The organism is Streptomyces sp. CA-249302 (genome assembly GCF_050936785.1).
Lineage (GTDB): Bacteria > Actinomycetota > Actinomycetes > Streptomycetales > Streptomycetaceae > Streptomyces.
Genome location: NZ_JBNJMG010000001.1, coordinates 8,791,270 through 8,810,682 on the forward strand (window position 1 = coordinate 8,791,270; position 19,413 = coordinate 8,810,682).

General features: G+C 72.2%; 13 protein-coding genes. 11 read left to right on the forward strand and 2 right to left on the reverse strand.

The window, feature by feature from the left end; genetic code table 11:
- Positions 1-16 precede the first annotated feature (16 nt).
- Positions 17-1,630 (reverse strand): PucR family transcriptional regulator, encoded by a 1,614-nt coding sequence (locus tag ACQEWB_RS39665; protein ID WP_432839959.1) that lies wholly within the window; start codon positions 1,628-1,630, stop codon positions 17-19.
- Between the two features lie 190 nt (positions 1,631-1,820).
- Between ACQEWB_RS39665 and ACQEWB_RS39670 the strand changes: the two genes are divergently transcribed.
- The 8 genes from ACQEWB_RS39670 to ACQEWB_RS39705 all read left to right on the forward strand — a co-directional run bounded on the left by ACQEWB_RS39670 (position 1,821) and on the right by ACQEWB_RS39705 (position 13,864).
- Positions 1,821-3,854 carry a hydantoinase/oxoprolinase family protein gene (locus tag ACQEWB_RS39670; RefSeq protein ID WP_432839961.1) on the forward strand — a complete coding sequence of 678 codons (2,034 nt, stop codon included), beginning with the start codon at positions 1,821-1,823 and terminating at the stop codon, positions 3,852-3,854.
- Between the two features lies 1 nt (position 3,855).
- Positions 3,856-5,847, forward strand: coding sequence for a hydantoinase B/oxoprolinase family protein (locus ACQEWB_RS39675; RefSeq protein ID WP_432839963.1), 1,992 nt, complete (start codon positions 3,856-3,858; stop codon positions 5,845-5,847).
- 105 nt (positions 5,848-5,952) lie between these two features.
- On the forward strand, positions 5,953-7,317 hold the full coding sequence (locus ACQEWB_RS39680) for a purine-cytosine permease family protein (RefSeq protein ID WP_432839965.1): 1,365 nt from the start codon (positions 5,953-5,955) through the stop codon (positions 7,315-7,317).
- Between the two features lie 90 nt (positions 7,318-7,407).
- Positions 7,408-8,247, forward strand: a complete 840-nt coding sequence (locus tag ACQEWB_RS39685) for an FAD binding domain-containing protein (RefSeq protein WP_432839967.1) — start codon at positions 7,408-7,410, stop codon at positions 8,245-8,247.
- On the forward strand, positions 8,244-8,711 hold the full coding sequence (locus ACQEWB_RS39690; RefSeq protein ID WP_432839969.1) for a (2Fe-2S)-binding protein: 468 nt from the start codon (positions 8,244-8,246) through the stop codon (positions 8,709-8,711). Before ACQEWB_RS39685 ends, ACQEWB_RS39690 begins: the two co-directional genes overlap by 4 nt.
- Positions 8,708-11,122, forward strand: coding sequence for a xanthine dehydrogenase family protein molybdopterin-binding subunit (locus ACQEWB_RS39695; RefSeq protein WP_432839971.1), 2,415 nt, complete (start codon positions 8,708-8,710; stop codon positions 11,120-11,122). Before ACQEWB_RS39690 ends, ACQEWB_RS39695 begins: the two co-directional genes overlap by 4 nt.
- 1 nt (position 11,123) lies before the next feature.
- Complete coding sequence (locus ACQEWB_RS39700; protein ID WP_432839973.1) at positions 11,124-12,245, forward strand: XdhC family protein; 1,122 nt, start codon at positions 11,124-11,126, stop codon at positions 12,243-12,245.
- 8 nt (positions 12,246-12,253) lie between these two features.
- Positions 12,254-13,864, forward strand: a complete 1,611-nt coding sequence (locus ACQEWB_RS39705; protein ID WP_432839975.1) for a PucR family transcriptional regulator — start codon at positions 12,254-12,256, stop codon at positions 13,862-13,864.
- Here the strand turns inward: ACQEWB_RS39705 and gabT are convergent.
- Positions 13,747-15,126 (reverse strand): 4-aminobutyrate--2-oxoglutarate transaminase, encoded by a 1,380-nt coding sequence (gabT, locus tag ACQEWB_RS39710; RefSeq protein ID WP_432839977.1) that lies wholly within the window; start codon positions 15,124-15,126, stop codon positions 13,747-13,749. The genes ACQEWB_RS39705 and gabT overlap by 118 nt on opposite strands.
- A gap of 194 nt (positions 15,127-15,320) precedes the next feature.
- On the opposite strand from gabT, the gene ACQEWB_RS39715 reads away from it, so the two are divergent.
- From ACQEWB_RS39715 to ACQEWB_RS39725, 3 genes are read left to right on the forward strand one after another with little or no spacing between them, the layout of a single operon-like run.
- Positions 15,321-16,802 carry an aldehyde dehydrogenase family protein gene (locus ACQEWB_RS39715; RefSeq protein WP_432839979.1) on the forward strand — a complete coding sequence of 494 codons (1,482 nt, stop codon included), beginning with the start codon at positions 15,321-15,323 and terminating at the stop codon, positions 16,800-16,802.
- On the forward strand, positions 16,799-17,983 hold the full coding sequence (locus tag ACQEWB_RS39720) for a CaiB/BaiF CoA transferase family protein (RefSeq protein WP_432839981.1): 1,185 nt from the start codon (positions 16,799-16,801) through the stop codon (positions 17,981-17,983). The genes ACQEWB_RS39715 and ACQEWB_RS39720 overlap by 4 nt, the downstream gene beginning before the upstream one ends.
- Positions 17,980-19,185 (forward strand): acyl-CoA dehydrogenase family protein, encoded by a 1,206-nt coding sequence (locus ACQEWB_RS39725; RefSeq protein ID WP_432839983.1) that lies wholly within the window; start codon positions 17,980-17,982, stop codon positions 19,183-19,185. The genes ACQEWB_RS39720 and ACQEWB_RS39725 overlap by 4 nt, the downstream gene beginning before the upstream one ends.
- Positions 19,186-19,413 lie beyond the last annotated feature (228 nt).

The following is a 19,413-nucleotide window of genomic DNA, read 5'->3' on the forward strand; positions in this document are numbered from 1 at the left end:
GGGAGGGGCCGCCTTCCTACGCGGATTCGACTCCGGACGGTCCGTCGTCGTCCCGTCCGCCCTGGTGCGGTTCCGCCAGCCGGTCGTGGAGGGCGAGGTAGAGGTTGGCGACCACGACCGCCGACGTGATGGGCGCGCCGAGCAGTTCCTCGACGCGGTGCAGGCGGTAGCGCACCGAGTTGGGGTGCAGGAACATCGCCTGGGCGGTGGCGCGTACGTCCTGGTTGCAGGTCAGGTAGGCGGCCACCGTCGCGGTGAGGTCCTCCCGGGCCAGCAGGTCGCCGAGCTGCTGGCGGGCCTTGGCCGTGACGGCGTCGGGGGAGCGGCTGGCGAGCAGCCAGGTCACCAGGTCGACGTCCTCGAACCGCAGGACCGATCCCGGCCGTTCGCTCTCCTCGGTGGTGCCCGCCTTGACGGCGGAGTGCCGACGGCGCAGCGCCACCCTGAGCGCCCGTTCGGCGTCCCTGGTCCGCGCGCGGGCGAGATGGAGGTCGTCGAACGGCTCGCTCAGGCCGACGTGGTGGGTGCGCGCCGCTTCCCGCAGCCAGTCGTCGAGGACGACACGGTCCCCGGCGAGCCCGCTGAAGCCGCCCGTCTCGTCGGCCTCCAGGACGAGCGGCAGGCCGTAGGTCTGGGCGAGTTCCAGGACGACGTCCCGGCGGTCGGGTTGCGTCGGCGCGGGGGAGTCGGTGGACGACGCGCCCTCACCCCCCTTCGGGGTGGCCACGAACGCCCGCATCGCCCGTTCCCGCTCGAAGCGGAACGAGCGCAGCCGGTCCCAGACGCGGCTGGCCGTGTCGGGGGTCATGCCGGAGCGGATCGTACGGAGGATCTCGGCGGCCTCGGTCACGGACTGGGCCGCCGTCAGGGCGCGCAGCCCCCGCATCGCGCCAAGGAGTTTCTGGGTGGCGTCCAGGATGGGCTGGCCGAGTTCGTCGATGACCTGCTCGCGGCGCGAGGCGATGGCGATCCAGTAGCCGACCCCGCGCAGGGCCACCGGCCGCGCCGTCACATGCCAGCGCCCGACGGTGAAGCCCTGTCGCCCGCCCCCGCTGCTGCCCGCGCGCACCGCGCTCCAGATCAGCACCGTCGGCCCCTGGCCGGTGGATTCGACCACGCGCCCCGACTCCTCGTAGAGGATGGCCGCGCCGTGGGTGAGCGCGCCGATCCGGTGCACCAGGGCCTTGACCGGCTGGTCGGCGGCGAGCGCGTCCAGCAGGTCCTCCTGGATGCGTAGGCGCTGGCGCAGGGTGTGGGCGTCCGAGGACAGCTCGGACTCGTAGACGTGCTGCTCGATCTGGAGGAACGGCACCGACGGGTCCACCGTCAGCAGGTTCAGTCCGGCGGCCTCGGCGGCCTCGCGCAGGGCGGGCGGGACCTCCTTGAAGTGGACGCCCACCCCGAACAGCAGCGCTGCTGCCTCGCACCGGACGAGCTCCTCCACCAGCGTGGCCTGGTGCAGGTCGGCGTCCGGCAGGCCCACGAAACGCAGGCCCGTGGTCAGCATCAGCCAGTCCCGGCGCAGCCACTGCCCGGCGCCCTCGATCTCCATCGAGTGGGCACCACGGACACGGCGGTCGAGGTCACCCTCGGTGACGGTCTTGAGGCCGAGATGACGCTCCGCGAGCAAGCGTCGCACGGTGATGTTTCGGGCCGGTGGCACGGGCGAAGCGAACCAAATTTTGTGCTGGAGCACAAGATCGAGCCGCCAACTTGGTATATCGCACGTCGACCCGCACCCCAGGCTCCCCCATTCTGTTCTCCAATCCGCAATCGCGGCGCTTACCACATCCGGAGCATCAGAAGCATCAGGAGCACTTGTGCCGAAACTTCGTGTGGCCGTCGATGTCGGCGGCACCTTCACCGACGTCTTTGTCTTCGACGAGGAGGCACACGCGACCCGCGTGACCAAGGTCCCGTCCACCCCGGCCGACCCGATGCGCGCGGTCGTCGCCGGAGTCGAGCGGGCCGGCATCGACCTCGCCGACGTCAGCCTCTTCTCGCACGGCACGACCGTCGCGACCAACGCGCTGATCACCCGCCGCTTCCCGGCCGCCGCCATGGTCACGACCCGGGGCTTCCGGGACGTGCTGGAGATCCGCGACGGCACGAAGGACGACCTCTGGGACGCCTACTCCGACGTCGCCCGCCCCTACATCCGGCGCCGCGACCGCTTCGAGGTCTCCGAGCGCATCGACGCCGAGGGCCGGATCGTCACTCCGCTCGACGAGGACGAGGCCCGCCAGCTCGCCCGCCTGCTGGCCCTGCGCGGGGTGACCACGGTCGCCGTCTGCTTCGTCAACTCCTACGCCAACGGCGCCCACGAACAGCGGATGGCCCAGATCATCGCCGAGGAACTGCCCGAGGCGAGCGTGTCCACGTCGGCGGCGATCCTCCCCGAGATCTTCGAGTACGAGCGCTTCAACACCACCGTCGCCAACGCCGTCCTCGCCCCGCTGGTCACCGGCTACGTCGACCGCCTGGCCGACCGGCTGGGCGCGGGCGGCTACGGCGGCGACCTGCTCCTGCTGCACTCGGGCGGCGGCTCGATGACCCCGCGCATGGTGGGCCGGTTCCCCGTCCGCCTCGCCGCCTCCGGCATCGCGGCCGGGGCGATCGCGGCCCGGCACGTGGCCGCGCAGTGCGGGTACCCGAACGCGATCGGGCTCGACATGGGCGGCACCAGCACCGACATCTGCCTGGTCCACGAGGGCGAGCTGCGCACCACCAAGGAGTGGGCCGTCGAGTACGGCTACCCGATCATCTTCCCCAGCATCGAGGTGCTCACCATCGGCGCCGGGGGCGGCTCGCTGGCCTGGATCGACGAGGCGGACTCGCTGCGCAACGGCCCCCAGTCGGCCGGCGCCACCCCCGGCCCCGCCTGCTACGCGGCGGGCGGAGAGGAGGCCACCAACACCGACGCCAACCTCTACCTGGGCAGGCTCGGCACCAGCCTCGCGGGCGGCGCCAAGTCGCTCCAGCCCGAACTGGCGGAGAAGGCCGTGAAGAAGATCGCCGAGCCGCTCGGCCTCGAACTCGCCGAGGCCGCGGGCGCGATCGTCGAGGTGGCCAACGCCAACATGGCCGACGCGGTCCGGCTGGTCTCCATCCGGCGCGGCTACGACCCCCGGGACTTCGCGCTCGTCGCGTTCGGCGGCGCGGGCGCCCTGCACGGCGCCGAGGTGGCCCGCCAGCTCAGCATCCCGACGGTGATCGTCCCGCCGAACCCCGGCGTCACCTCCGCGCTCGGCTGTCTCCTCGTCGACATCCGGCACGACCTGTCCGCGATGTTCTCCTGCCTGGCGCACCAGGCCGACGAGGAGGAGTTCGAGCGCGGCTTCCAGGAACTGGAGCGGGAGGCCTCGCAGCGCCTGGCCCACGAGGGCGTCGCGCCCGAGCACGCGGTGCTCCAGCGCAACGCCTCCATGCGCTACCAGGGCCAGTGGCGCTCGCTCGTCGTCACCTGCGGTGCGGGTCCCGGCGCGCTCGCGGAGGCGGTGGAGCGGTTCCACGAGGAGCACGAGCGGGAGTTCGCCTTCCGCCGCGACGACACCCCGGTCGAGATCTACCAGTTGGGGCTCCAGGCGACCGGCGTCACACCGAAGCCCGCGTTCGCCACCCACGACCCCGCCGACGGCCCGGCCCCCGAGCCGGTGTCGACCCGGCAGGTCTGGTTCCCCGACACCGGCTGGGTCGAGACCGGCATCCACCGCCGCGACGACCTCCCGGCCGGCACCCGCCTCCAAGGCCCGGTCATCGTCGAGCAGCTGGACTCCACGACCGTCGTACCGCCCCGCTCCGAGGCCGAGATCGACGCCTGGCTGAACATCCGCATCCACCTCCAGGAGGCCTGACGTGAGCACCACCGAGCAGCCACCGCACCCCGTCGTCCACCACGAGCGGACGCTCGACCCGGTCACCTTCGAGGTCCTGAAGAACGCCTTCGCCACCTCGGTCGACCTGATGAGCGAGCAGATCCTGCGCACCTGCTACTCGTTCGTCATCTACTGCCGCGACTTCTCCTCCGCGCTGTGCGACGCGCAGGGCAACACCGTCATGCAGGGCAGCCAGGACATCGCGGTGCACGTCGGCACCCTGCACTTCCAGTGCAAGGCCGTCATCGAGTACTTCGGCGACGACATCAACCCCGGTGACGTCTTCGCCATCAACGACCCCTACCGCGGCGGCACCCACTTCAACGACATCAGCTTCATCCGGCCGATCTTCGTCGGCGCCGAGATCATCGGGTTCGCGCAGAACAAGGGCCACTGGGCCGACGTCGGCGGCACCGTCCCCGGCTCCTTCGACGTCACCGCCAAGGAGCACTTCGGGGAGGGCCTGCGCATCCCCGCGCTGAAGGTCTGGGACCGGGGCGTCTTCCGCCACGACGTCGCCCAGCTGATCGTGCAGAACACCCGCTCCCCGTTCGTCGGCCTCGGCGACCTGCACGCCCAGTCCGAGGCGACCGCGGTGTGCGAGCGCGAGCTGCTGCGCCTCGTCGACCGCTACGGCAAGGACACCATCGTCGCCGCGATGGCCGAAGTCCAGGACTACGTCGAGGACTTGGTCCGCAGCAAGGTCAGCGACCTGCCCGACGGCACCTGGGAGGCCGTCGACCACCTCGACGCCGACCCCGGCAGCACGGAGGCCCTCGTCCCGGTCCGGGTGAAGATGACCATCGAGGGCGGCACGGTCACCTACGACCTGTCGGGCAGCGCCCCCGCCGTCGCCACCTTCCTCAACAGCGGTTACGGCGCCACGTATTCGGCGCTCTACGCGGGCACGAAGACCTTCTTCCCCGACGTCCCCCTCAACTCCGGCTTCTACCGCGTGGTCCTCGGCGACCTCGGCCCCGAGGGATCGGTGGTGAACGCCGGCTGGCCCATCGCCGTCACCGGGTTCTGTTCCGGCGCCTACGAGAAGCTGATGAACGCGATCATCGAGATCTGGTCGCGGATCATGCCCGAGCGGGCCATGGCCTGCTCGTTCAACCTCGAATACCTCCTGGTCGGCGGCCGTGACGGCCGGTCCGAGGAGCGGCCGTACTTCATGTGGTACGACTGGATGGCCGGCGGCTGGGGCGGCCGGCGCTCCAAGGACGGCTCCAACGCCACCTCCCCGGTGTTCGGGCCCGGCCTCGCGGTGCAGCCACTGGAGGGCCAGGAGCGGCTGTGCCCCGTGATCACCACCACCCACACCATCAACCCCGACTCCGGCGGCCCGGGGATGTACCGGGGCGGCTGCGGAGTGGAGAAGGGCGGCCTGCTCACCGACGCCGAGAAGACCGTGATGTCGTACTGCTGCGACCGCGCCCGCTCCATCACCTGGGGCATCGAGGGCGGCCTGCCGTCCGTCCCGCACGGCGTCTGGCTCAACAAGGGCACCGAGGACGAGCGCTTCCTCGGCAGCGTCTTCTCCAACGTCGCCGTGGAGTCCGGCGACACCTTCACCCGCCCCTCGGCCGGTGGCGGCGGCTACGGCGACCCGCTGCGACGCGATCCCGCACTCGTCGTCGAGGACGTCATCGACGGCTACGTCTCCCTCGAACGTGCCGCCAAGGACTACGGCGTGGTGATCCGCCCCGTACGCCCGGAACTGGACGAGTACGAACTCGACCAGGAGGCCACCGACACCCTGCGCACCGAGATCGCGGCCTCACGCGCCGGCTGGCTGGTGCAGGACGCCGGGGAACTGGCCAAGGCCTACCGCGCCGGTGAGGTCGACATGCTCGACATGATCCGCCGCTACGGCGTCATCGTCGACTGGGGCACCGGCGAACTCCTGCACGAGACCACCGAACAGTTCCGCGCCACCCTGCGCGACCGCGCCCTCGCCCACTGGGCGTGACCAAGTCCCCGGTCCCGGGGCCCACTTCCCCGCACGGATCCCGCTTACCGCCCCCCGCCGCACACCCTGCACGTCCTCCACCCCCGGAACGGAGAAGGATCAGCCATGCCCGCTGCACCCACCGAAAGCTCACCCACCGGCAGAATTCCCCGCCTGTCCCTGATGATGGGCTGGTGGTCGCTGGTCTCCGCGATGTTCTACCTCTACATCGCCGGACTGGTCGCGTCCTACGTCGGCTTCGTCAACACCCTCATCGGCCTCCTCCTCACGGTCGCCGTCTACGGTGTGGTCAACAAGGTCCTCGCCGGGTACGCCATCGACACCGGCTTCGGCGTCGAGCGCCTCTCCCAACTCCTCTTCGGCAAGGTCGGCTCCGCCCTCGCCACCCTCGTCTTCGCCGCAACCGCCCTCTACTACGGCGTCTTCGAGGGCTCGATCATCGCGGCCACCCTGGAGGCCTACACCCGCGACAGCCTCGGCTGGTCGATGAACGTCTGGTACTTCGTCGTCGTCGCCTACGCGACCCCGCTGGTCTTCGGCGGCGTCCGCAACTGGCTCGACAAGCTCAACGGCCTGCTCCTGCCGCTGTACACGGCGGGCCTGATCGCCGCCGTGATCGTGGCCGCGGTCTCCGGCAAGCCCTCCGGGTGGACGGGCTTCGGCTCCCAGGACGGCATCCCGTTCGCCTCCGGCGGCCCCGGCTGGCTGATGGCCTTCGGCATCTACATGGGCGTGTACGTCCTGATGATGTACACGGTCGACTTCGCCCGGCTCGGCCGCCCGCAGGACCGCGCCTTCCACGGCAACGTGACCTTCGGATACGTCTTCTACACGGTGACCTTCCTGGTCAACGGCCTGATCGGCATCTTCCTCTCGCACGCGCTGCGCGGCTTCACGGGCAGCACCATCAGCGAGGGCGGTGTCGCGGTCGCGCTCACCCACGTCATGGGTATCTGGGCCGTGCTGCTGGTGTTCGTCAGCCAGACCCGGATCAACACCGCCAACTACTACCTGGCCTCCAGCAACCTGGAGATCCTCGGCCGCACGGTGCTGCGGCTGCGGCTGCCCCGGGTGGTGTGGGTCCTGGTCGGCAGCGCGATCATGTTCTCGATCATGCTGACCAACGTCTTCAGCTACATCGGCACCGCCCTCAGCTGGCAGGGCGTCCTGATCACCGGCTGGGTGGCCATCGCCCTCACCCACATCGCGCTGGACCGGCGCCAGGGCCTCGACCCCGCCGAGGCGGAGGCCCGTACGACCGGAGTGGTGTCCGTGCCCGGCGTGGCGGGCTGGGTGGTCGGCTCGGCGATCGGCCTGACCGTCCTGGAGACCGGTCTCGCCTGGGCGAGCACCTGGGGGCCGATCCTCACCGCCGTCAGCGCCGCCGGTGTCTACGCGGGACTGCGCGCGGTGACCGGCACGAAGACCTCGCCGGTGGCGGAGCCGGACGTGGTCACGACCACGGCCTGAGGGCCAGGGGCACGGGCGCACCCGGCGGCCGACAACGCCGGGTGCGCCTTCCGTCGCAGAACCCTCTTGTCCAGAAGGGGAGTTGAGGACATGACCAGCACACTGCACGTGCCCCGCACGCTCGACGAGGCGCTGAGCCTGCTCTCGGGAGGCACCCTCGTCCCGCTCGCCGGCGGCACCTGGGTGATGCGCGCGCCGCTGCGCGCGGAGCCGTGGGCGGAGGGCTACGTCGCCGTCGCCGGCCTCCCGGAACTGCGCATCCGCGAGCACGGCACCGCCGAGCTGCGGCTCGGTGCCGGACTCACCCACGCCGAGACGGCCGACGCGACCCGGACCGCCCCCGACCTGCGCGCCCTGCACCAGGCCGCCGCGCACTCCGCGAACCCCGGGATACGCCAACGCGCCACGCTGGGCGGCAACTTGAGCACCGTACGATTCCCGGCCCCTGACCTCGTCACTGCTCTGCTGTGCCTTGAGGCACGGGTGGTCGCGGCCGACGGCACGGAAGCATCCGTCACCGACCACCTCACCTCCAGGGACGCTTCACTCGTCACCGGCGTGGTCCTGCCGCGGACCACCGCCCGTACCGGCCACGCGCGCCTGCCCCTGCGCCGCGCCGGTGACTATCCCGTGGCCATCGTCAGCGTCGCCCTCGTGACCGAGGAGGACGGCACGGTCCGCGAGGCCCGGGTCGCCGTCGGCTCGGTGGAGCCGGTGCCACGCAGGTGGCCCGAGGCCGAACGCCTCCTGCTGGGGCGGCCCTCGACCCCGGCCGCGGCGAAGGAGGCCGCGGTGGCCTGCGCGGGCAGCATCAGAGGCCGCGACGGCGTCGACGCGCCCGGCTGGTACCGGGAACGCGTCCTGCCCACCCTGCTCGCACGGGCGGTCACCGCCGCAGTGGAGCCAGAAACCGCCCGGAGGGCCGCATGACCGTCACCCTCACCGTGAACGGCGAGACCCGTCCCGTCGACGACCCGCCCATGACCCCCCTGGCCACCGTCCTGCGCGAGCGCCTCGGCCTCACCGGCACGAAACTCGTGTGCGGCGAGGGCTTCTGCGGAGCCTGCCAGGTCGACGTCGACGGCGAGGCCGTACCGTCCTGTCTGGTCCCGGTCGGACTCCTCGACGGCTCCACCGTCCGCACGATCGAGGGCCGCGTCGGACCAGCCGAGCCGCTGGACGCCGTACAGCAGGCGTTCAAGGACACCGACGCCGTGCAGTGCGGGATGTGCTTCCCGGGCATGACCACGGCGATCGGGGCGCTGCTGCGCCGCGATCCCGACCCCTCGGAGGACGACGTACGCGCGCACCTGGCGGGCAACATCTGCCGGTGCACCGGGTACGAACGGATCGTCGAGGCCGCGCTGTTGGCCGCGCGGAAGGCGGCCCCGTGACCGCGCCCACCGAGACCCGGACGGGCGCCGGGACGGTCGTCGGCGCGGACGTCCCCCGACGTGACGCGGAGGACAAGATCCGCGGCTGGACGCAGTTCACCGTCGACCGCGCCCACAAGCGCATGCTGTACGCCGCGATCCGCCGCGCCGACGTGCCCGCCGCCCGGATCGTCCGCATCGACACGGCCCCGGCGCGGGCCATGCCCGGCGTCCACGCCGTCGTCACCGCCGCCGACGCGCCGGGTCTCTACGGCGTCGGTGTGGCCGACCACCCCCTGTTCGCCGACGGGGTGGTCCGCTACCACGGCGAGCCCCTGGTTGCGGTCGCGGCGGAGACGCTCCCGCAGGCCCGTGCCGCCGCGGCGGCCGTCGAGGTCGAACTCACGCCCCTGCCCGCCCACTTGACCATGGCCGACGCCCTCGCCCCCGGAGCCCGCGAGATCCACCCGGACTGGGCGTCGTACGAGGAACTCGTCGCGGGCGGCACCCGCTGCGGGAACGTCGCCTGGGAGGCGACCGTCGTCCGGGGCGACACCGATGCCGCGTTCGCCCGTGCGGACGTGGTGGTCGTGGAGAGCAGGTACTCCAGCGGACGGCAGAACCAGACCCCGCTGGAGCCGCGCGCGTGCACCGTCTGGACGGAGGACGGCCGGCTCGTCGTCGAGACCTCCACGCAGAACCCGTGGGCCGTCCGCAACGGCACCGCACGGATGCTCGGCATCCGCCCGGCCGACGTCCGGGTCGTCGTACCGCCCGTCGGCGGCGGCTTCGGCATGAAGTTCGAGCTGTCCATCGAGCCGGTCGCCGCACTGCTGGCCCGCGCGTCCGGGCGTCCCGTACGCCTGGAACTGAGCCGCGAGGAGGAGATGCGCACCGCGCTCAGCCGCGAGAACGCCGACATCTGGATGCGCTCCGCCGTGACCCGGGACGGCGAGATCGTCGGCCGGGAGGCCGTCGTACTGATGGACTGCGGAGCGTACGGCGGCGAGCAGACCTTCCTGACCAGCATGACCGCGCACACCCTCGGCGCGAACTACCGGCTTGGCTCGGTGCGCATGGTCAGCCGGGCCGTCTACACCAACACGGCCCCCACCGGCGCCTTCCGCGCCTGCAACGGCACGTACAACACCTTCGCCCTCGAACGGCACACCGACGAGATCTGCGCCGCGATCGGCATGGACCGGCACGAGTTCCGGCGGCGGGCGGTCCTCGGCGACGGCGATCTCGGCGCGACGGGGCAGGTGTTCGAGGGCGATGTCCTTGGCCCGATGCTCGACCGCATGCGGGCCCTGCGCGCGGCCCGGCCCGCCTCCGCACGCCCCCGGCCGGGCGAACTGTACGGCCGCGCCACGGCCGTCGGCACCTGGTTCATCTTCGTCGGCCCGTCCGCCGCGACCGTGAACGTCAACCCCGACGGCACCGCCACCCTCGTCACCTCCGGCGTCGAGATCGGCTCGGGCTCGACCCAACAGGCCATCCCGCAGCTCGTCGCCGACTCCCTCGGTATCCCCTTCGAGGACGTCGTGGTGCGGGCGGCGGACACCGACGCGGCGGGCTTCGACCTGGGTGTCGGAGGCGGTCGTACGACGGTGTCGGTCGGGGCCGCGAGCGCGGCGGCCTGCGAGGACGTGAAGGCGAAGGTCGCCCGCGTCGCGGCGGACCTGCTCGGCGCCGATGTCGACGACATCCGGATCGGACCCGGCGCGATCCGGGTGGCCGGGGACTCCGCCCGCTCCGTCACGCTCGCCCAAGTCGCCGCGCACGCCCAGGCGTTGACGGGTCCGCTGGCCGGGACGGGATCCTTCACCGGGCGCGGCACGCCCGCGCTGCCCGGCTGTGCGGCCGGGCACATGATCGAGGCGGTCGACCTGCCCGTGTTCGCGGTCCACGACTGCGAGGTCGCCGTGGACCCCGACACCGGGCACGTCCGAGTGCTCGCCTACCGGGTCGTCCAGGACGTCGGACGGGCCATCAACCCCCGGGCGATCCGGGGCCAGATCCAGGGTGGTGTCGTCCAGGGCCTGGGCTACGCCCTGCACGAGACGGTGACCTTCACGGCGGACGGCCAGGTCGCCCAGTCCGGGTTCGAGACGTACCGGGTGCCGCTGGCCGGGGACGCGGTGGCCGTCGACGTAGACCTTTACGAGGGCGCCCCCTCCATGGGCCCGCGCGGAGCCAAGGGCGCGGGCGAGGTCCCCATCCTCAACGTGGCCGCCGCCGTCGCCTGCGCGGTCGCCGACGCCACCGGCGGGCCGATGAACCGGATCCCGCTGACCCCGCCCACGGTGTGCGCCCTCGCCGACGGCCTCGACAAGGTCGAACTCGCCCACATCGTGCCCGACTGGCGCGGCAACGTCCTGACCCCGCCCGACTTCCTGGAGGCCGCCGCCGGGATCACGAGGGAGGACTGAAGTGCGGGACGTGATCGACGCGCTGGAGAAGTGGTGGGCGGGCGGCGAACGCGTCGCCCGTGCCACGGTCGTCGCGACCTTCCGGTCCGCGCCCCGCCCGCCCGGCGCGTCGATGCTGGTCGGGCCGGGCGGGGAGGCCGTGGGCAGCGTGTCGGGCGGGTGCGTGGAGGGCGCGGTCTACGAACTCGGTGCGCAGGTCCTCGCCGAGGGACGGCCCGTCCTGGAGCGGTACGGCGTCTCCGCCGAGGACGCCTTCGCGGTCGGGCTGACCTGCGGCGGGATCCTCGACGTGTTCGTCGAGGAGGTCTCGGCGGACACCTACCCCGAGTTCGGCCGGGTCGCCGCGGCGGTCCGGGACGGCGTCCCCGTGGCCGTCGCGACAGTCGTCTCCGGGCCGCCCGAACGCCTCGGCCGACGGCTCCTCGTGTGGCAGGACCGGACCGAGGGCGGCACGGGCTCGGACCGCCTCGACAGCGCCATGGAGAAAGACGCGCGGGGCCTGCTCGCCGCCGGCCGCACCGGCACGCTCTCCTACGGCGCCGAAGGCCTGCCGTGCGACGACGACCTGACGGTCTTCGTCGAGTCCCTCGCCCCGCCGCCCCGCATGATCGTGTTCGGTGCGATCGACTTCGCCGCCGCCGTCGCGCAGTTGGGCGACTTCCTCGGCTACCGGGTCACCGTGTGCGACGCCCGCCCGGTGTTCGCCACGGCCGACCGCTTCCCCGGCGCACACGAGGTCGTCGTGGAATGGCCGCACCGCTACCTCGCGCGCGAAGCCGAGGAGGGCCGTATCGACGGCCGTACGGTCCTCGCCGTGCTCACCCACGACCCCAAGTTCGACGTGCCCCTGCTCGACGTGGCGCTGCGCCTGCCCGAAGTCGCGTACATCGGGGCGATGGGCTCCCGCCGCACCCACACGGACCGGATCGAGCGCCTGAGGGAACGAGGCCTCACGGACGCGGAGATCGCCCGGGTGTCCAGCCCGATCGGCCTGGACCTCGGCGCCCGGACCCCGCAGGAGACGGCCGTCTCGATCGCGGCCGAGATGATTGCCCTACGGTGGGGCGGCACGGCCCGGCGACTGACCGAACGCGAGGGTCCCATCCACGAACCCACGAGGTGAGGCCGACCATGGGCGTACCACTCACCTGGCTCCTGCGCCGCCAGGACCTGAGCCTGAAGGTGCTGGCCGGGCATGACGGCCTGGACCGTGAGGTGGACTGGGCCCACAGCATCGAACTCGCCGACCCGGTGCCCTGGCTCGGTGGCGGCGAACTCGTGCTGACGACCGGGCTCAGGCTGCCCGCCTCGGACCCGAAGCAGCGGGACTACATCCGGCACCTGGCCAAGGCCGGGGTGGCCGCCGTCGGCTTCGGCGTGGGACTGTCGCACGCGCGCGTGCCCGACGCCCTGGTCGAGGCGGCCGAGGAGACGGGCCTGCCGCTCCTCGAAGTGCCCCTGCCGACACCGTTCGTGGCCGTCACCAAGGCGGTCATGGAGCGGCTGGCGGAGCAGCAGTACGAGGGTGTCGTCCAGGCGTCCCGGATCCAGCCCCGAATGACCCGGGCCGCGCTGCACGGGGGTGCGCAGGCAGTCGTACGGGAGTTGGCCGTCTCCACTTCCACGTCCGTGCTGTTCCTGGACCGGGATGGTGCGAGGCGCGCGTCCCACCCGCCCGACGCGAACGTGCCGGTCCGGCTCGGTCCCGCCGACGGGGCCGCGGCGGCGGTGAGCACCGGCCCCGACGGTGTGGTGGCCGTACAGCAGGTACGCGTCGGCCCACGGGTGCACGGCCGTCTCGTCCTGGCCACGGACCGGCCGCTCACGCCCGTCGACCATCTCCTGCTCGGGCACGCGGCCTCGCTGATCGCGCTGGAGGCGGAGAAGCCCCTGCGGCTGCGCGACGAACAAGGCCGCGTGAACGGCATGTTCCTGCGGATGCTGCTGGACGGGGCCGTCCCGGCGGCGGCTGCCGTGGACCATCTCGCCGAGGCGGGCTTCCCCGTCCGGGACGGCGTACGCGTGCTGGCCGTGGAGGGCGGGAACCCGCGCCGTGCCCTGGAGTCGGCGGCCACGGAACTGGACCGGCACGGCCTGCCCCTGTTCGGCACCCTGCGCGAAGGGTGTGCGGTGGTCCTCTTGCCGGCCGGGCACACGGAGACGGCACACGCCGTCCTGGCAGGCCTGCGCTCCCGCACCTGGGCCGGGCTGAGCACCGTACAGGCTCCGGAGAACGTGCCGACGGCTCTGCGCGAGGCCGTGAACGCCGCGTCGGCGGCGCGGGCGCGCGGCTGCCCCGGCCACCTCGTCCCCTTCGAGTCGCTGGCCGGGCGGACGCTGGCCGCGAGCCCCGGTGCGAGGGAGGCACTCGACGCGCTCGCCGCCGCCCGGCTGTCCCCGCTCGCCGCGTACGACGCCCGGCAGGGCACCGAACTGGTCGCCTCCCTGCGGGCGTTCCTCGAACACAACGGTCAGTGGGAGGCGGCCTCGGCGGTCCTGGGCGTGCACCGGCACACTCTGCGCAGCCGGATGGAGCGTGTTCAGGGCCTTCTCGACACGGACCTGGAGTCGGCCCATGTCCGGGCCGAACTCCTGCTGGCGCTCTCGGTGTGGCAGGGGTCCGGTCATACGGCGGCGGACGCGGCCTCCTTGGCGACGGCCTCCGCGAGGATCGTGAGCCCTTCGTCCAGCAGCGCGTCGGAGATCGACAGCGGTGGCAGGAAGCGCAGGACGTTGCCGTAGCTGCCCGCCGTGAGCACCAGTAGTCCATCGGTGTGGCAGCGCCGGGCGATCCGGGCGGCCAGGTCGGGGGCCGGGACCCGGTCGCCGAACGGCTCCACCAGCTCGACCGCGACCATGGCTCCCCGGCCGCGCACATCCCCGACCACCGGGTGTGCGTCGGCGAGTTCGGCCAGCCGGGCGAGCATGGTGTCGCCGAGCTCCAGGGCCCGTTCCAGCAGACCGCCCGTCTCGATCGCGTCGAAGACACCGAGCGCGGCCTCGCAGGCCACCGGGTTGCCGCTGAAGGTGCCGCCGAGGCCGCCCGCCGGCACCGCGTCCATCAGCTCGGCGCGCCCGGTCACCGCGCCCAGCGGCAGGCCGCCCGCGAGGCCCTTCGCCGTGGTGATCAGGTCGGGCCGGACGTTCTCGTACTCGCAGGCGAACATCCGCCCGGTGCGCGCGATGCCCGCCTGGATCTCGTCGACGATCAGCAGAATGCCGCGGGCCCGGCAGATCTCCGCGACCCGGGGCAGGAACCCGGGAGCCGGTACGACGAAACCCCCCTCGCCCTGGATCGGCTCCACCAGCACGGCGGCCACGTTCTCCGCGCCCACCTGCCGGTCCAGCAGGTCCTCCAGGGCGTCCGCGGCCTCCTCGGCGCAGTCGGCGGGGCCGGTGGGCCAGCGGTAGGGGTACGCCATGGGCGCCCGGTGCACCTCGGGCGCGAACGGGCCGAAGCCCTGCTTGTACGGCTTGTTCTTGGCCGTCAGGCTCATCGTCAGCAGCGTGCGGCCGTGGAAGGCGTGGTCGAAGACGACGATGCCGGGGCGGCCGGTCGCGGCCCGCGCGATCTTGACGGCGTTCTCCACGGCCTCGGCACCGGAGTTCACCAGGATCGTGCGCTTCTCGCCGGGAACGGGCGAGAGTTCGTTGAGCCTCTCGCACACGTCGAGGTAGGACTCGTACGGGTTGACCAGAAAACAGGTGTGGGTGAACCGGCGCAGCTGCTCGGCGGCGCGCTCCACCACGGCCGGGGCGGAGTTGCCGACCGTCGTCACGGCGATGCCGCTGCCGAAGTCGATGAACGAGTTGCCGTCCACGTCGACGATCACACCGCCGCCCGCTGCCGCCACGAACACGGGCAGCACGGCGCCGACCCCGGCCGGCACCGAAGTCCGCTGACGGGCCAGCAGTTCGCGCGAGCGCGGGCCGGGGATCTCGCTGACGATCCGCCGCGCCTGCGGCAGACCGGGACCGCCGACGGGTCGGGATGCACCGGGCATGGAAAGTCCTCCGGGATATCGGGATGCGCACGGTTGGGGAGCCTGAGCCAAGCACCCGCCCCGGCCCGGGGCCATGGACAGATCGGCGTGCCCGTGGGCCCGGACACGGGACATCCCGTCCAGTGCGTCGGCGTCCGTGCCGTCCCCACAATGACGGCCTCCACGGACGACTCTCTTCGCTGAAAGGAAGGCCGATGCGACAGAGCAGCACCGACAGACCGGTCCGTTCCCTGCGTCACCTGGTCGCGGGGGAGTGGCGGTCCGGCGACGGTGAGGAACTGGTCGACGTCAACCCCGCACGTCCCCACGAGGCGGTCGCCGCCGGGCGGCTCGCCGCGGACCGCGACCTCGATGAGGCCGTCGCCGCCGCACGGGACGCCTTTCCCCGCTGGGCGGCGACCCCGCACCACGTCCGCGCCGGGATCCTGGACCGGGCCGCCGACGTCATCGACCTGCACGCCCGGCAATGGGGTGAGGAACTCTCCCGGGAGGAGGGCAAGACCCGGGCCGAGGGCATCGGCGAGGTGCGGCGGGCGGCGGAGATCTTCCGCTATCACGCCGGTGAGGCCTCCCGGCCGGTGGGCGAGGTGTTCGCCTCGCCCCGGCCCGGCGAGCACATCCAGGTGCTGCACCGTCCGGTCGGCGTCGTGGCGGTCGTGACCCCGTTCAACTTCCCCATCGCGATCCCGGCCTGGAAGATCGCGCCCGCGCTCGGCTACGGCAACACCGTGGTCTGGAAGCCCGCCGACGCCGTACCACTGCTCGCCGTACGACTGACCGAGGCGCTGGTCGAAGCCGGACTGCCAGGCGGCGTACTGTCGTTGCTCATCGGCGACGGGGAACTCGGCGGCCGACTCGTCGAGCACCCTGGTGTGGACGCGGTGACCTTCACCGGGTCGACCATCGTCGGCCGGAACCTGATCGCCGCCTGCGGCCGGCTCGCCAGGCCCGCGCAGACGGAGATGGGCGGCAAGAACGCGGCGGTCGTCCTCGCCGACGCAGACCTCGACCTGGCCGCGGGCGAGGTACTGGCCGGGGCCTTCCGCTCCAGCGGCCAGAAGTGCACCGCCACTTCGCGGCTCGTCGTGGCGGAACCGGTGGCCGACGAGTTCCTCGCCCTGCTCACCAAGCGGGTCCTGGCCCTCCGCGTCGGCGATCCTCTGGACGAGGACACCGACATGGGGCCGGTGGTCTCGCTGCGGGCGAGGGACGAGATCCAGCGGGCGATGGACGCCGCGGCGGCCCGCCCGGGCGTCGAGATCCTCACCGGTGGCCGTCCCTACGACGACGACCGCATGGCGGGCGCGTTCCTGCCGCCCACCGTGGTGGCCCTCGCCGGTGACGACCCGCTGTGGCGCGAGGAGTTGTTCGGTCCCGTGCTCTCCGTCCGCCGCGCGCACGACCTGCGGGCGGCTCTCCGGCTGGCGGACGACGGCGAGTTCGGCCTGTCCGCGGCCGTCTTCACCGACGACCTGCGCGCGGTGACGGCCGCCACGGAAAGACTCGACGTCGGCGTCCTCCACATCAACTCCGAGACCGCTGGAGCCGATCCGCACGTCCCCTTCGGCGGCGCCAGGCAGAGCGCGTACGGGCCGAAGGAACAGGGCCGTGCCGCGCGCGAGTTCTTCACCCGGACCACGACCGTGTACGTACGGGCGTCGGGAGCCGGGCGGTGACCGCGCCGGAGCCGCTGTCCGGCCTGCTCGTCGCCGACTTCGGGCGCGTCCTGGCCGCCCCGTACGCCACGATGCTCCTCGCCGACCTCGGCGCCGACGTCATCAAGGTCGAGCATCCGGCGACGGGCGACGACACCCGCGCCTGGGGCCCGCCCCACGCCCACGGTGAGTCCACGTACTACCTGTCGGTCAACCGCAACAAACGCTCCCTCACCCTCGACCTGCGCGCCGAAGCCGACCGGCGCCGGGCGACGGAACTCGTACGCCGGGCCGACGTGCTCTTCGAGAACTTCCGGCCCGGCACCATGGACAAGTACGGCCTGGGCTACGACCGGGCCCGCGCCCTCAACCCGCGCCTCGTCTACTGCTCGGTGACCGGCTTCGGCCCGGGAGCGGGCGCCGCACTCCCCGGCTACGACCTGCTGATCCAGGCCGTCGGCGGCCTGATGAGCGTGACCGGTACGGCACCGGGGGAGCCGGTGAAAACAGGCGTGGCCCTCGTCGACGTCCTGGCCGGAGTGCACGCGGCGGTCGGCGTCCTGGCCGCCCTGCGTCATCGCGACGCGACCGGCGAGGGACAGCACGTACAGGTCGACCTGCTCTCCTGTCTGCTGTCCGGCATGGTCAACCAGGCCGCCGGCTACACCCTGGCCGGAAAGGTGCCGGGCATCCTGGGCAACCGGCATCCGTCGATTGCGCCGTACGAGGTGTTCCGCGCCCAGGACCGGCCGCTCGTCGTCGCGGTCGGCAACGACCGGCAGTTCACCGCCCTGTGCCAGGGGCTGGACGCGCCCGAGCTGGCCGCCGACCCCCGTTTCGCCACCAACTCCGGCCGCGTGGCCCATGTCGACGAACTCGCCCTCCAACTGGGGGAGTTGCTGAGAACCCGGACCGCCGCAGACTGGTACGACCGCCTCACCCCGCTGGGCGTGCCCTGCGGCCCGGTGAACGACCTGGCCCAGGCCTTCGACCTGGCCGAGCGGCTCGGCCTCGCCCCGCGCGCCACGGTCACGGCACCGGACGGCACACCGATGGATCTGGTCGCCAACCCCATCGGCCTTTCCGGCACTCCGCCCCGCTACGACACCCACCCGCCCCGACTCGGTGAGCACACCGAGGAGATCACGGCCTGGCTGGACTCCCGGACCCCGGCCCCGACCACCCCTTGGAGCACACGATGAGCGGCGCCGAGCCGATGACCGACCCCCTCGAACTGCTCGACCTCGCCTCCACCCTCACGGGCGAGGAACGCGAGATCCAGGCCACCGTCGCCAGGTTCCTCGCCGACCGGGTCCGCCCACACCTCGGCGAGTGGTTCGAGAACGCCCACTTCGCCCGCGAACTCGCCCCGGAACTCGGCAAGTTGGGCGTCCTGGGCATGCATCTCGACGGCTACGGCTGCGCCGGCACCAATGCCGTGTCCTACGGTCTCGCCTGTCTGGAACTGGAGGCGGCCGACTCCGGCTTCCGCAGCTTCGTCTCCGTACAGGGCTCGCTCTCCATGTACTCCATCCGGAAGTGGGGCTCGGAGGAGCAGAAGCGGGAGTGGCTGCCGCGGCTCGCCGCCGGTGAGGCGATCGGCTGCTTCGGCCTGACCGAGCCCGACTTCGGCAGCGACCCCGCCGGGATGCGCACGAAGGCCGTCCGGGACGGCGGCGACTGGATCCTGAACGGCTCCAAGATGTGGATCACCAACGGCGGCATCGCCGACGTGGCCACCGTCTGGGCGCGGACCGAGGACGGCATCCGCGGCTTCCTCGTGCCGCGCGGCACGCCCGGCTTCACCACCAGGGACATCAGGCAGAAGATGTCCCTGCGGGCTTCCGTCACCTCGGAGCTGTACTTCGACCACGTGCGCCTGCCGGACGCGGCGCGGCTGCCGCTCGCCGAAGGCCTGCGCGGCCCGCTGTCCTGCTTGAACGAGGCCCGCTTCGGCATCCTGTTCGGCGCGGTCGGCGCGGCCCGCGACAGCCTCCGGACGGCCATCGAATACGCCGACACACGCGTCCAGTTCGGCACTCCGATCAGCGCCTTCCAGCTCACCCAGCAGAAGCTCGCCGACATGAGCGTCTCCCTGGGCTGCGCGGCGCTGCTCGCCGTACACCTCGGCCGCCTCAAGGACCAGGGCCGTATCCGCCCCGAGCAGATCAGCGCCGGCAAGCTCAACAACGTGCGCGAGGCGCTCGCCATCGCCCGCGAGTGCCGGACCGTCCTCGGCGCGGCCGGTATCTCGCTGGAGTACTCGCCGCTGCGGCACGCGAACAACCTGGAGTCCGTGCTGACGTACGAAGGCACGAGCGAGATGCACACCCTGGTCGTCGGACAGGCCCTCACCGGCCACGCGGCGTTCCGCACCGCGGCTGGTTCGATCCCGCGGAAGTAATCGTTTGCTGTCAGTATTCCCCAAGGTATGCCTGCTGCTGCCTCTCTTCCGCCACATCAACGGCACCGAAAACATTCGAAAACGCGCGACTCTTGCGGAACTGAACAAGCTGTTCCTAGCTTCGCAGTAATCGCTTTCTATAGTGTGAAGCGCCTGACTCGATGGAGAGTTGCATGCGGCAGGAACCAGCGACGAGGCGCGGCGGCCACAGACCCGACCGATGGCGGC

Bases quoted from the DNA above. Each gene is read 5' to 3' on its own strand.
- ACQEWB_RS39680 (WP_432839965.1), top strand. From the start codon at position 5,953: ATGCCCGCTGCACCCACCGAAAGCTCACCCACCGGCAGAATTCCCCGC.
- ACQEWB_RS39685 (WP_432839967.1), top strand. From the start codon at position 7,408: ATGACCAGCACACTGCACGTGCCCCGCACGCTCGACGAGGCGCTGAGC.
- ACQEWB_RS39690 (WP_432839969.1), top strand. From the start codon at position 8,244: ATGACCGTCACCCTCACCGTGAACGGCGAGACCCGTCCCGTCGACGAC.
- ACQEWB_RS39705 (WP_432839975.1), top strand. From the start codon at position 12,254: ATGGGCGTACCACTCACCTGGCTCCTGCGCCGCCAGGACCTGAGCCTG.
- gabT (WP_432839977.1), bottom strand. From the start codon at position 15,126: ATGCCCGGTGCATCCCGACCCGTCGGCGGTCCCGGTCTGCCGCAGGCG.
- ACQEWB_RS39715 (WP_432839979.1), top strand. From the start codon at position 15,321: ATGCGACAGAGCAGCACCGACAGACCGGTCCGTTCCCTGCGTCACCTG.
- ACQEWB_RS39725 (WP_432839983.1), top strand. From the start codon at position 17,980: ATGAGCGGCGCCGAGCCGATGACCGACCCCCTCGAACTGCTCGACCTC.